12 protein-coding genes are annotated in these 13,012 nt (G+C 66.8%); 8 read left to right on the plus strand and 4 right to left on the minus strand.

The features are described from left to right. Nucleotides 1–2: 2 nt before the first annotated feature. Together PVW27_RS03480 and PVW27_RS03485 are read left to right on the plus strand one after the other, a co-directional pair. Nucleotides 3–1,460 (plus strand): efflux RND transporter periplasmic adaptor subunit, encoded by a 1,458-nt coding sequence (locus tag PVW27_RS03480; protein WP_274555427.1) that lies wholly within the window; start codon nt 3–5, stop codon nt 1,458–1,460. A gap of 5 nt (nt 1,461–1,465) precedes the next feature. After that, nucleotides 1,466–4,861: an efflux RND transporter permease subunit gene (locus PVW27_RS03485; protein ID WP_274555154.1), complete on the plus strand. Its 3,396-nt coding sequence runs from the start codon at nt 1,466–1,468 to the stop codon at nt 4,859–4,861. An 8-nt stretch (nt 4,862–4,869) separates the two neighbouring features. Here the strand turns inward: PVW27_RS03485 and PVW27_RS03490 are convergent, their stop codons facing one another. Beyond that, a complete protein-coding gene (locus tag PVW27_RS03490) occupies nt 4,870–5,715 on the minus strand; it encodes a protein-disulfide reductase DsbD domain-containing protein (protein WP_274555155.1) in 846 nt (281 codons plus the stop codon). A gap of 170 nt (nt 5,716–5,885) precedes the next feature. On the opposite strand from PVW27_RS03490, the gene PVW27_RS03495 reads away from it, so the two are divergent. Then, nucleotides 5,886–6,494, plus strand: a complete 609-nt coding sequence (locus PVW27_RS03495) for a YqgE/AlgH family protein (RefSeq protein WP_274555156.1) — start codon at nt 5,886–5,888, stop codon at nt 6,492–6,494. A 93-nt stretch (nt 6,495–6,587) separates the two neighbouring features. Here the strand turns inward: PVW27_RS03495 and PVW27_RS03500 are convergent, their stop codons facing one another. Beyond that, entirely contained in the window at nt 6,588–7,532 is a 945-nt protein-coding gene (locus PVW27_RS03500) for an L-threonylcarbamoyladenylate synthase (RefSeq protein ID WP_274555157.1), read from the minus strand. A 137-nt stretch (nt 7,533–7,669) separates the two neighbouring features. Between PVW27_RS03500 and PVW27_RS03505 the strand changes: the two genes are divergently transcribed. The 5 genes from PVW27_RS03505 to PVW27_RS03525 all read left to right on the plus strand — a co-directional run bounded on the left by PVW27_RS03505 (nt 7,670) and on the right by PVW27_RS03525 (nt 11,868). Beyond that, nucleotides 7,670–9,388 carry an acyl-CoA dehydrogenase gene (locus PVW27_RS03505; RefSeq protein ID WP_274555158.1) on the plus strand — a complete coding sequence of 573 codons (1,719 nt, stop codon included), beginning with the start codon at nt 7,670–7,672 and terminating at the stop codon, nt 9,386–9,388. Then, nucleotides 9,388–10,431, plus strand: coding sequence for an MBL fold metallo-hydrolase (locus PVW27_RS03510; protein ID WP_274555428.1), 1,044 nt, complete (start codon nt 9,388–9,390; stop codon nt 10,429–10,431). Before PVW27_RS03505 ends, PVW27_RS03510 begins: the two co-directional genes overlap by 1 nt. A gap of 26 nt (nt 10,432–10,457) precedes the next feature. Then, nucleotides 10,458–10,913, plus strand: coding sequence for a DUF6173 family protein (locus tag PVW27_RS03515; protein ID WP_274555159.1), 456 nt, complete (start codon nt 10,458–10,460; stop codon nt 10,911–10,913). Between the two features lie 134 nt (nt 10,914–11,047). Further along, entirely contained in the window at nt 11,048–11,182 is a 135-nt protein-coding gene (locus PVW27_RS03520) for an aa3-type cytochrome c oxidase subunit IV (protein WP_274555160.1), read from the plus strand. A 38-nt stretch (nt 11,183–11,220) separates the two neighbouring features. Continuing rightward, nucleotides 11,221–11,868 carry a hypothetical protein gene (locus tag PVW27_RS03525; RefSeq protein WP_274555161.1) on the plus strand — a complete coding sequence of 216 codons (648 nt, stop codon included), beginning with the start codon at nt 11,221–11,223 and terminating at the stop codon, nt 11,866–11,868. A gap of 76 nt (nt 11,869–11,944) precedes the next feature. Here the strand turns inward: PVW27_RS03525 and PVW27_RS03530 are convergent, their stop codons facing one another. Together PVW27_RS03530 and PVW27_RS03535 are read right to left on the minus strand one after the other, a co-directional pair. Beyond that, entirely contained in the window at nt 11,945–12,283 is a 339-nt protein-coding gene (locus PVW27_RS03530) for an AzlD domain-containing protein (RefSeq protein ID WP_274555162.1), read from the minus strand. After that, nucleotides 12,280–12,993, minus strand: coding sequence for an AzlC family ABC transporter permease (locus PVW27_RS03535; protein ID WP_274555163.1), 714 nt, complete (start codon nt 12,991–12,993; stop codon nt 12,280–12,282). The genes PVW27_RS03530 and PVW27_RS03535 overlap by 4 nt, the downstream gene beginning before the upstream one ends. Between the last annotated feature and the right edge of the window lie 19 nt (nt 12,994–13,012).

The following is a 13,012-nucleotide window of genomic DNA, read 5'->3' on the forward strand; positions in this document are numbered from 1 at the left end:
CGATGCGGTTTCTGCGCCAGAGCCTGACCGGGCTGTTCCTGCTGTCCCTGACGCTGGCCCTGCTGATCATGGCGGGACAGATCATCCGGGGCGCGGTGCAGGACCGACTGGCGCGGGAGGCGCGGATGCCTGCGGCGCAGGAGCGGTTGTTTTCGGTCAATGTCGTCACCGCTGCGGCCGATACGGTGACGCCGGTGCTGACCGCCTTCGGGCAGGTGGAAAGCCGCCGTACGCTGGAGATTCGCGCGGCTGTGGGGGGCACGGTTCTGGAACTGGCGCCGGAGTTTGTCGAAGGAGGCAGCGTGACCGAGGGGCAGGTTCTGCTGCGGATCGACCCTGCGGATGCCGAGGCGGCCTTGGCGCGCACGCAGAACGATCTGCGCGATGCTGCGGCCGAGGCGCGGGATGCGGCCGTGGCGCTGGACCTTGCGCGGGATGAATTGCTGGCCGCCGAGGAGCAACTGGCGCTGCGTGAACGCGCGGCGGCGCGGCAGCGCGACATTGCGGCGCGCGGGGTGGGGTCGGATGCGGCGGTGGAGACAGCGGAACTGGCGGCGAGTGCGGCGCGGGCGGCGATCCTGACCCGGCGGCAGGCCATCGCGCAGGCCGAAGCGCGTGTGGCGCAATCCGCCACCGGACAGGACCGGGCCCGCATCGCGCTGGACGAGGCGGTACGGCGGCTGGCTGATACGGTGATCCGCGCGCGGTTTTCCGGGGTTTTGAGTGGCGTGACGCTGGTCGAGGGGCGGCTGGTCACGGCCAATGAGCAGTTGGGGCAGTTGATTGATCCCGATCGGCTGGACGTGGCGTTTCGAGTCTCGACCGCGCAATATGCGCGGCTGCTGGACGGTGCCGGGCGGCTGGCCGATCTGCCGGTGCGGGTGCGGCTGGATGTGTTCGGCGTGGATCTGGTGCGGGCGGGGCGTCTGAGCCGGGACAGCGCCGCCGTGGCCGAGGGGCAGTCGGGCCGTCTGATCTATGCCGCGTTGGAGGATGCGGGCGGGATGAAGCCGGGCGATTTCGTCACGGTCGAGGTGGAGGAGCCGCCCTTGGATGCAGTGGTGCGGCTGCCGGGGTCAGCGATGGACAGCAGCGGCACGGTTCTTGTGCTGGGCGAGGGGGATCGTCTGGAAGTGTTGCCAGTGGTGCTGATCCGGCGGCAGGGCAATGACATTCTGGTGCAGGGCGATGGTCTTGAGGGGCGCGAGGTGGTGGTCGAACGCTCGCCCTTGCTGGGGGCGGGGATCGGGGTGCGGCCCCTGCGTGCGGCGGGCGAGGAGGCGCAGGCCGGGCCTGATCTGCTGGAACTGACGGCCGAGCGGCGCGCGCGTCTGGTGGCCTTTGTCGAGGGCAATGACAGGATGCCATCCGAGGTGCGCGTGCGGCTGCTGGCGCAATTGCAGGCGGACCGTGTGCCCGCCGATGTGGTCCAGCGGCTTGAACAGCGGATCGGGGGCTGAGCGGGATGGTGCGCGACATCCCCCCGATGGCGGGCGGTATCCTGTCCTATTTTGCGCGGCACCGGACGGTGGCGAACCTGCTGCTGGTGGTGATGGTGGTGGCGGGGCTGGCCGCCGCGCCCAACATGCGGGCGCAGTTCTTTCCCGATGTGGTGGTCGATGACGTGACCGTCAGCGTCGTCTGGGACGGGGCCGGGGCCGAGGATGTGGACAGCGCCATCGTGCAGCCTTTGGAGTCGGCGCTGCTGGCGGTGGAGGGGGTCGCGTCCTCGGTGTCGAACAGCCGTGAGGGGCGGGCGCAGGTCCGGCTGGAATTCGAGCCGGACTGGGACATGAGCCGCGCGGCCGAGGATGTGCAATCGGCGGTGGATCAGGTCACGACCCTGCCCGCCGAGGCCGAGGAGCCGCGGGTGCAGCGCGGCATCTGGCGTGACCGCGTGACGGATGTGGTGATCACCGGACCCGTCGGCGTCGATCAGTTGGCGCGTTTTGCCGACGAGTTGGTGACGCGGCTGTTTGCCGAAGGGATCACGCGCACCACCGTGCGGGGTGTCGCCGCGCCCGAAACGCTGGTCGAGGTGACGACGGTCGATCTGATGGCGCATGACATCTCGATCGCGGAGATCGCGGCGATTGTCGCGGCGGAGGTGACGGCCGATCCGGCAGGGGATGTGACCGGGGCCAATGCCCGCGTGCGGACGGGCGCGGGTCGGACCGCGCCGGATCAGATCGCGCAGATCGTGCTGCGGTCGAATCCGGACGGGTCGGTGTTGCGTCTGTCGGATGTGGCGCGGATCGAGAAGCTGGGCGTGGACCGGGAGCGTGGCTATTTCGTGGGCGGCAATCCGGCGATGAGCGTGCGGGTGGACCGTTCGGCCAGCGGGGATGCGATCCGGGCACAGCGGGATGTGGAGCGGGTGGCGGCGGCGTTGCAGGCGACCTTGCCCGCAGGTGTGACCGTCGATCTGATCCGCACCCGGGCCGAGCAGATCACGGGGCGGCTGGATCTGCTGATCTCGAACGGGTTGACGGGTCTGGCGCTGGTGGTGGGGCTGTTGTTCCTGTTCCTGAATGCGCGCACGGCCTTTTGGGTGGCGGCGGGGATTCCTGTCGCGATGCTTGCGGCGATTGCGCTGATGTATGCCTTTGGCCTGACGTTGAACATGATCAGCCTGTTCGGGTTGATCATCACGTTGGGGCTGGTGGTGGATGATGCCATCGTGGTGGGCGAACATGCGGACGCCCGGCACCGGATGGGCGAACCGCCTGTGGTGGCGGCGGAGAATGCCGCGCGGCGGATGGCGATGCCGGTCTTTGCCGCGATGCTGACGACGGTGATCGCGTTTTATGGGCTGGTGGTGATCGGCGGGCGGATGGGAAGCCTGATAGCGGATATCCCCTTTACCGTGATCGCGGTGCTGGCCGCGTCATTGGTGGAGTGTTTTCTGATCCTGCCCAATCACATGGCGCATGCGCTGGCCCATGCGGCAAAGGTGCATTGGTATGACCTGCCCAGCCGTTATGTGAACCGGGGGTTTGACTGGGTGCGGGACCGGGCGTTTCGGCCCTTGATCGGGTTGGTGGTCACGGCGCGCTATCCGGTGCTGGCGGGGGTGATCCTGCTGCTGGCGGTGCAGGTGGGATCTCTGATCCGGGGGGATGTGCCGTGGCGGTTCTTCAACTCGCCCGAACAGGGGAGCGTCACGGGCAATTTCTCGATGCTGCCGGGGGCCAGCCGGGCCGACACGATCGAGATGATGCAGGCCATGCAGCGCGCCGCCGAGGAAGTGGCCGCGCGTTATGAGGCCGAGCATGGCCGCAATCCGATTGATTACATGATCGCGGAAATCGGTGGCAATGCGGGGCGCAGCCTGCCGGGGGCCGAGGATACCGAGGCGGATCTGCTGGGCGGGCTGTCGATCGAGATGATCGACCCGGACCTGCGGCCCTATTCCTCTTTCGCCTTTGTGGCGGATTTGCAGGAGGCGGTGCAGATGCATCCTTTGGCGGAGACCGTCAGTTTCCGGGGCTGGCGGTCCGGTCCGGCGGGCGAGGCGCTGAATGTGCAGTTTTTCGGTGCCACAGCCGAGGGGTTGAAGGCGGCGAGCGAGGCGCTGAAAACCGCGCTGGCGCCGTTCCCCGAGGTGTCGGCGGTCGAGGATACGCTGTCCTATGACAAGGAAGAGCTGATCCTTGACCTGACGCCGCAGGGGCAGGCTTTGGGCTTTGCCATTGACGAGTTGGGGCGCGTGCTACGGCACCGCTTGAACGGGCTGGAGGCTGCGACCTATCCCGAGGGGCCGCGCAGCGCGTCGATCCGGGTGGAACTGCCCGAGGGAGAGTTGACCGCCGATTTCATGGAGCGGATGCAGTTGCGCGCACCTTCGGGGATCTATGTGCCCTTGGCCGATATCGTGAGTGTCGAGGCGCGGGCCGGGTTTTCGACCGTGCGGCGCGAAAACGGGTTGCGCGTGATCACGGTGACGGGCGACATTTCCGAGGATGATCCGGCCCGCGCCGCCGAGGTGATGCGGGCGCTGGAGACGGACATCCTGCCGCGCATCGCATCGGAGTTGCAACTGGAGTATCGGCTGGCGGGGCTGTCCGAGCAGGAAAGCGACTTCCTGTCGGATGCGCGGACCGGGCTGATCCTGTGTCTGACGGGGATTTACATCGTGCTGGCGTGGATTTTCGCCAGTTGGACGCGGCCCATCGTGGTGATGGCGGTGATCCCCTTCGGTCTGGTTGGCACGATCTGGGGGCATGCCCTGTGGGATGTGCCGATGTCGATGTTCACGGTGGTGGGCCTGCTGGGGATGACGGGGATCATCATCAACGATTCCATCGTGCTTGTGACGACGATCGACGAGAAGGCGCGCGATCGCGGGCTGATTCCCGCGATCATCGACGGGGCGGCGGATCGGTTGCGGGCGGTGATGCTGACGACGTTGACGACGGTGCTGGGGCTTGCGCCTCTGCTCTACGAGACATCGTCGCAGGCGCAATTTCTGAAGCCCACGGTGATTACGCTGGTTTATGGGCTGGGCTTCGGGATGGTGCTGGTGCTGCTGGTCGTGCCCGCGCTGATGGCCATGCAGCAGGATGTCGGGCGACAGATCCATGCCTTGCGGCGCGGGTTGCGGCTGCGGGCCACGGCGCCTGTGTTGCGGCTGACCGTGGCGGGGGTGGTGCTGTGGCTGGCGCTGACGCTGGGTTGGGTCGTGTGGCAGGGCGCGCTGCCCGGCGCGCTGGCCGGGCTGTTGCCGGGGGTGGCCACGGCTGCGCCGATGGGGGCGGCGCTGCTGTTGTTTCTGGGCGGTGTGACGGTGCTGCTATTGTCGGCCTATGGTGTGGCGGGGCTGTTGGCGGCCCGGCGGGCGCGGCGCGGGGCTGCAGGCTGACGGGGTCGTCAGTTCGCCGTGCAGCCCTTGATATCGACCGCGCGGTCGGCCCCCAGCACGGTCATCCGGAGCCCCGAACGATCCAGCGCGAACGCCTGACCCGACACATGCACCAGTTCCGTGGTCGTGGTCAGGGTGCCACCCTGCCGGGTGCTGGCGGTTTCGGCCACCCAGACCAAGGGGTCTGCCGTTTCGATCAGCACCGTCTCGGTGCCACCTGCGCTGGGCATGTCGATCTTGACCGTCAGGGCGAGGCCGTCGCTGATCGTGCTGAGGGTGCAGTCCACATCCCCGACGCTGGCCTTTGCCGCGCTGACGGGTTGATCGGCCAGCGCCGCCTTGATCAGGGCCTGCTGCGGCGCGCTGCCATTGGCGGGCAGGTCCAGCGCGAAATCCAGATCGACCGGCACGCAGATCGTGCTGCAGATCCCGATCTGCATCCGTCCCGCGATCCGGGCGGGCTGCGCCCCGTTCTGCGCCACGATCTGGAGCGGCAGAACCAGTTGATCGGCATAGCCGACCGTCTGCATGCCGTTCTGGAAGAACACCTCGGGTGTGGGCCAGACCGGCGTGACCGAGGCGAGGTTGTGGGAGCCTTGCAGATCCAGCGCGGGTGGTATCCCCGCATCGCCCGGCGCGCGCCAGTAGGTTTTCCACCCCGGCGCCAGCGTCAGATGCAGCGCGGCCATATGGCTGCCATTTGCGGCGGTCCAGCCGGGCAGGACGCGGGCCTGCACCATCTCGGCGGGATTGTCGGTCTGCGCCTGCGCCGCCGTGGCCAACAGGCCGGCGGTCAGGGACATGCCCCAGGCGAGGCAGAGCGGCAGAGCAAGGGATGGGATGATGCGTGTCATGCAGCGGTGATGCGCGAAATGCTGCTCAAGGACAACTCACATTCGGGCGATTGCCGCGTGTTGAGACGTGCGGCATTTGTCCGGGCCATGCCGGCCCGCGATGCCCGCTTGTGTGAGGCGTGTGGCAGGTGCAGTCTGGCAACTGGCAGGATCGGGCATATATCAAGATCATGAGTGACACGGATCCATCATCGACAGGGCGTCCCTTGGGTCAGGCGGATCGTCTGGATCTGACGGGCAAGCTGCTGATCGCCATGCCCGCCATGGGGGATGTGCGATTCGCGCGCGCCGTGGTCCTGATCTGCGCCCATTCCGAGGATGGCGCGATGGGGTTGATCATCAACAAGCCGGTGGCCGACCTGAGCCTGCGGGGATTGCTGGATCAGGTGGGCATCACCATGTCCCCCGGCCTGCATGACCGGCCCGTGCATTTCGGGGGACCGGTGGAACATGCGCGCGGCTTCGTGCTGCATTCCGGGGATTACCGGTCGCGGATCACAACGCTGCCCGTGGCGGAGATGTTCGGGATGACGGCCACCGTGGATGTGCTGGAGGATATGGGCGCAGGGCATGGCCCGGACCGGGCCATCGTGGCGCTGGGCTATGCCGGATGGGGGCCGGGGCAGCTGGAGGGCGAGTTGGCGCAGAATGGCTGGCTGACGGTGGATGCGACGCCCGACCTGGTGTTTGGCACGCCCGATGCGGGGAAATGGGAGGCTGCGCTTCGGCGGTTGGGGGTGGATGCGCTGGCGCTGTCCTCGGCGGCGGGGCGGGCCTAGCTTTCGAGACCTGTGCCCGTGATGGGCGCCGGACGCTCCGCGGGGGATATTTTCGGCAAGAAGAAGCGGCAGGTGCGGTGCCTGGCACGCGCGTCAGGGGCGCGGGGCGGCGGCGCGGCGCAGGCGGTCGTTGATGGCGCGGCCAAGGCCCGTCTCGGGGATCGGGGCGATGGCGATGGTGGTTGCATCGCCCGCGTCCAGCCTGTGCAGATGCGGGAAGAGGTTGGCGGCGGCCTCGGTCAGGGATCCTGTGGGCGAGAGGTTGAGCGTGCAGGGCATGGGGCCGAAGCCAAGCAGCACCTCGCCGGGGGCGGCGCTGGTGGCGTGCAGGCGGATGCGGGCGTTCGGGGCGTAGTGGGATTCCATCTGACCCGGCGCCGTCAGTTTGCCGGGGGTGGTGTCCTGTCGCAGCGGATGGCCGAGAAGGGCTTCGATCTGTTCTTGGGCGAGGCCGCCATGGCGCAGAAGGGTGGGTTCGTCGGTCAGGCCGATGATGGTTGATTCGAGGCCGACAGGGCAGGGGCCGCCGTCCAGCACCGCTTCGATCCGGCCATCGAGGCCCGCGATGACATGGGCCGCTGTCGTGGGGCTGATCCGGCCCGAGGGGTTGGCGGAGGGGGCGGCGACGGGGCCGTTGAAGGCCGTCAGGAGTTGGCGCGCCAGTGGATGCGCGGGGACGCGGATGGCAAGGCTGGGCAGGTCGGCGGTGACCAGATCGGACAGGCCCGCATCGGCGCGGAGCGGCAAGACCAAGGTGAGCGGACCCGGCCAGAAGGCGCGGGCGAGGACCTCGGCCTGATGGGACCAATGGACATAGGTTTGCGCCAGTTCAAGGCTGGCGACATGCACGATCAAGGGGTTGAAGCGGGGCCTTCCCTTGGCCTCGAATATCCGGGCCACGGCGAGGCTGTTGCGGGCATCGGCGCCAAGGCCGTAGACCGTTTCGGTCGGGAAGGCGACCAGCGCGCCTGCCGCGAGATGCTGCGCCGCGCGGGCGATCCCGGCGGCGTCGGGCGGAAGCAGTTCGGTCTTTGTCATGCGGTCCGGTCCAATGACGCCGCGTTTCGGTTGAAGGCTGTGGCGCTTCGGTTCACGTTACGGCAATACCATTGCATACAAGCGCCGTGCGTCTTTGCCAAGGTCGCGGCAGACGTGCGCGCCGGAGGAGAAGACCCATGACCTACCGTGCCCCCGTCGCGGATTTCCGTTTCATCTTCGACCATGTCGCCGATCTGGGCCGCGTCATCGCCACGGATCGTTTCGCCGATGCCACGCCGGATGTGACCGATGCGATCCTGACCGAGGCGGGCAAGCTGTGCGAGGACAAGCTGGCCCCGTTGCAGCGGGCGGGCGATCTGCATCCGGCGCGGCTGGAGAATGGCAAGGTCCGCACCACGCCCGGTTTTGCCGAGGCCTATGCTGCGATTGCCGAGGGCGGCTGGGTCTCCATCGCGGCGAGCCCGGATTTCGGTGGGATGGGGCTGCCGATGGCGGTGACCACGGCGGTGAACGAGATGATGAGCGGGGCCTGTCTGTCGTTGCAGTTGAACCCCTTGATGACGCAGGGCCAGATCGAGGCGCTGGAGCATCACGCGAGCGAGGCCATCAAGCAGGTCTATCTGCCCAAGCTGGTGACGGGCGAATGGTGCGGGACCATGAACCTGACCGAGCCGCAGGCAGGCAGCGATGTGGGCGCGCTGACCACGAAGGCGGTGCCGAACGGGGACGGGACCTATGCGATCACCGGGCAGAAGATCTATATCAGTTGGGGTGACAATGATTTCAGCGCCAATGTCTGTCATCTGGTGCTGGCGCGGTTGCCGGATGGCAAGCCGGGGACCAAGGGGATCAGCCTGTTTCTGGTGCCCAAGCTGATCCCGGATGCCAAGGGCAATCCGGGTGTGGCCAACAGCCTGAAGGTGGTGAGCCTTGAGCACAAGATGGGTCTGCATGGCAGCCCGACCTGCGTGATGCAGTATGAGGGGGCGACCGGCTGGTTGATCGGCGCGGAACATGACGGCATGGCTGCGATGTTCACCATGATGAACAACGCCCGCCTTGGGGTGGGGGCGCAGGGGATTGGCGTGGCTGAGGCGGCGACGCAACACGCGCTGGCCTATGCCGCGGATCGGCGGCAGGGGCGCACGCCTGTGGGCGAGGGGCGCGGGCCTATCCTGGATCATGCGGATGTGCGGCGGATGCTGCTGACGATGAAGGCCGAGACATTCGCGGCGCGGTCGATCGCGATGGCCTGTGCGGTGGCGATCGACATGACCACCGCGACGGGCGAGGCGGAGTGCAGGGCGCGGGCGGCGTTGTTGACGCCGATCGCCAAGGCCTTTGGCACCGATACCGGCATCAGCGTGGCCGAGATGGGCGTGCAGGTGCATGGCGGCATGGGCTTTGTCGAGGAAACCGGGGCGGCGCAGTTCAGCCGCGATGTGCGTGTGACGGCGATCTATGAAGGCACGAACGGGATCCAGTCGATGGATCTTGTGGGGCGCAAGATGATGGATGGGGGCGAGGCGGCGTTTCGCCTTCTGGACGAGATCGAGGCCCATGCCGAGACGGCGCGCGCGCGCCATCCGGGCATGGCCGAGAAGGTCTGGCAGGCCGGCGAATCGCTGCGCGAGGCGGTGGAATGGCTGGTGGCGCAGTCTGACATGACCACGCGCTTTGCCGGCTCGGTGCCGTTTCTGCGGGCCTTCGCACGGGTGCTGGGGGCGCACTACCACCTGAAGGCGGCTTTGGCTGAGGGCGATGAGGGGCCGCGCGTCAAGCTGGCGCGGTTCTATATCAACCGGCTTTTGCCGGAGCATGCCGGGCTTTTGGCGCAGGCGATGGCCGGGGCCGGGGATCTTTATGCCATGACTGATGCCGAGTTGTGCGCGTGATGGACGGCGCGGGCGCTGGTATCCGGTATCCTTGGGAGACAGCACCCGACCCCGGTCAGGCGTTGCAGGTGGCGGAGGGCGTGCTGTGGATCAGGCTGCCCCTGCCGATGGCGCTGGATCACGTCAATATCTATGCGCTGGACGAGGGTGATCACTGGACCATCGTCGATACGGGTGTGCATTCGCGCAAGGCCGTGGCGATCTGGCAGGATCTGCTGGCGGGGGTCTTGCAGGGCAGGCCCGTGGGGCGGGTGATCCTGACGCATCATCACCCTGATCATGTGGGGATGGCGGGCTGGCTGATGCAGGAACAGGGGGCGGAACTTTGGACCACGCGCACCGCCTGGCTGATGGCCAGGATGCTGATTCTGGATTGCGAGGAGCGGCCGAGCGAGCAGGCGCGCGCTTTCTGGCGGCGGGCGGGGATGGATGCCGCGATCTATGAGAAACGCTGCAACGAGCGGCCCTTCAACTTTGCCGATATCGCACATCCCCTGCCTGTCGGCTATGTCCGCGTGCAGCAGGGCGATGTGATCCGTGGGGCGGGGCGTGACTGGGATGTGCATATGGGCGCGGGCCATGCGCCGGAGCATCTGACGCTGTGGAGCCGGGATTGCCAACTGGTGATCTCGGGCGATCAGATCCTGCCGTCAATCAGCCCGAATATCGGCGTCTACGCGACGGAGCCAGAGGCGGACCCCTTGGCCGACTGGCTGGAGGCGTGCGAGCGTTTGGGGCGGTTGGCGCGCGAGGATCATCTGGTCTTGGGCGGGCACAAGCTGCCCTTCACGGGTTTGCCGTTCCGGATGCGGCAGCTGGTCGACAATCACCACGGGGGCTTGCGGCGCCTGCTGGCGCATCTGGAGGGGCCGCGCGTGGCCTCGGACTGTTTCGCGCCCCTGTTCAAGCGGCGGATCGACGAGGGGACCTATGGTCTGGCGCTGGTGGAAACCGTTGCGCATCTGAACCATCTGCATAAACTTGGTCAGGTGACGCGGGAGATGGGCGCGGACGGGGCCTGGCTTTGGCAGGTCGCGCGCTGACATCCGGCAGGGACAGGGGCAGGGCGATGGAGACCAAGATCAGCACCGTGGCCGAGGCGCATGAGCGCGACCCGCTGACCCCGCGCCGCTGCGATGTGCATGCCGACAGCGACGAGGCGACCGTGAAGCAGGTGGCCGCCGATCTGGATTCCGTGAATATCGAGGACAAGAGCGAGGCGGAATGGGCCTATGAGCGGCTGGTGATCTATATTCAGGAGTTCGAGGCGGAGCTGGACGAGGAACATGAGGTCGCCATGGGATTCGCGGGCAGCGAGGCCGGGGTGTTGCAGATCGAGGGGATGGGGTTTTTCGATCCCGACATCCTGACCTTTCACGGCACGGATGAGGACGGGGTGCCGACGCAGTTGATCCAGCATGTCAGCCAGTTGAGCGTGATCCTGCGCGCCATGCCCAAGGCGGCCGAGGAAGAGCCGCCCAAGCGGATCGGCTTTCTGCTGGCGCGGCGGCTGGAGAAGGGATGAGGCGGGGCAGGGCATCGCGAAAAACCGCGCGCTGCGCCGTTTTGACAGGATGACAGGGCCGGGGAATTGCGGTATTCCGACGCCCGACGCCACCGGACGGTGGCACGGCGCGAACAGTTTGAAGGACGATCCCAATGGCAGAGCACAAGCACGGCGAGATGAACACCGAGGTTCAGGAAAAGACCTTTGAGGGATTCGTCCGCTTCACCGTCTGGTCCGTGGTGGTGATCATCGGCATCCTGCTGTTCATGGCGCTGGTCAACAGCTGATCTGTCTGCTGTCCGGACCCCGACGCGATAGGTTCTTCATGACAATCCCACGTCTCGCATTGGCCCTTGCGGTCATGGTCGGGCTTTCCGCCTGTGCGCCGGTGCCCGAAACATCGCAGTCGATGACGGATTCCCAGCTGCGCGAGAAGGTCTATCGTCATGATGGTCCGCCCGCGCTGACCCTGTTCACCATGGTGAACAATTCCAACGGGTCCGGGGCGCATACCTCTTTGATGGTGAACGGGTCGCAGCGGGTGATCTTTGATCCTGCGGGGTCCTTTCGCCATCCGCGCATCGCGACCAAGAATGACGTGGTCTATGGTGTGACGCCGGTGATGGAGGATACCTACACCCGCTTTCACGCGCGTGAGACATTCCATGTGATCGTGCAGCATGTCGAGGTGTCGCCCGAGGTGGCCGAGGATGTGCTGCGCCGTGTGCTGGCACAGGGGCCGATTCCGCGGGCGCAATGCGCGCTGAGCACGTCTGAATTGCTGCGCGATGTGCCGGGCCTGAACGGGGCGATCCGGTCCACATGGTTCCCGAACCAGTTGGCGGCGCAGTTCGGCCAGTTGCCGGGGGCGACCACCCAGCGGCTTTATGAATATGACGATGCGGACCGCTTCAAGGCGCTGGAATCCTTTGATCCCGAGCGGGTGAAGGCGGCGCAAGCGGCGGCGGAGTAATCTGCCGCCACGCTTGGGGCGGGCGGGGGACGCTCCGCGGGGGATATTTTCGGCAAGAAGAAGCGGACGGCTTGGTCTATCCCATCAGGTAGAGCAGCAGATAGAGCATGCCTGCCCCGCCGAAAATCGCGGCGAGCACGTTCTTGGTGAAATATCCCACCGCCAGCGTGGTCAGCGCGGCCGTCAGGCGCGGCAGGTCCAGCACGCCGTCGGTGGCTGTGGGCCAGACGACCAGCGGTGCGACCAGACCGGGCAGCACGGCCACGGCGGTGTAGCGCAGGTGGCGCATCAGCCAGTCGGGCATGGGCCGGTTGCCGATCAGGCCCAGAAAGACGAAGCGCAGTCCGAAACTGCCCAGACCCAGCAGGATGATGACGGTCCAGAGCGTGCCCTTGGCGATGATGGGATCGGTCATGGCTGTGTCCTCCGGCTCATCCACAACTCAACCTGTGCGCCCACCATCATGCCGCCGATGCCTGCGATGATCAGGCCAAGGTTGAAGGGGACGAAGGCAAAGCCGAGGGCGAGCGCGACCGAGGCGAGGGCGGCGGCCTTGTGCGCCAGCGTCCGCAGCGCCGGCGCGATCATGGCGATGAAGGTGATGGGCACCGCGAAATCAAGGGCCAGACCAGCGGGCATGGAACTGCCGATCAGGGCGCCGGCCACGGTCATGGCATACCAGATCGGGATCACAGGGGTGACAGCGCCGAAGTAGAAGGCCATTTTCTGCGCGGGCGTCCAGTCGTGGTTGCGCTCGTAGGCGAGGATGGAGCAGGCATAGGACTGATCCACCATGACATAGGCGGCGAGTGCGCGCTGCCAGAGTGGCGTGGCCCCCAGATGCGGGGTGAGCGAGGCCGAATACATCGCCATCCGCAGGTTCACGGCCAGCGCCGAGGCGAGGACAATGATCGTGGGCGCGTTCTCCTGCATCAGTTGCAGCGCTGTGAATTGCGCGGCCCCGGCGATCACGACGACCGAAAAGGCCAGTGTTTCCCAGACGTTCAGCCCGGCTTCCGTGGCAACCACGCCGAACAGAAGGGCGAAGGGCGCGACCACAAGGATGAAGGGTGCGCCGTCGCGGACGCCCTTCCAATAGACGGATTTGGTGGTGGTGAGGGTCATCATCTGCCTTTAGAACGGG

It is taken from the genome of Seohaeicola sp. 4SK31 (assembly GCF_028802875.1).
Classification (GTDB): Bacteria; Pseudomonadota; Alphaproteobacteria; order Rhodobacterales; family Rhodobacteraceae; genus Seohaeicola.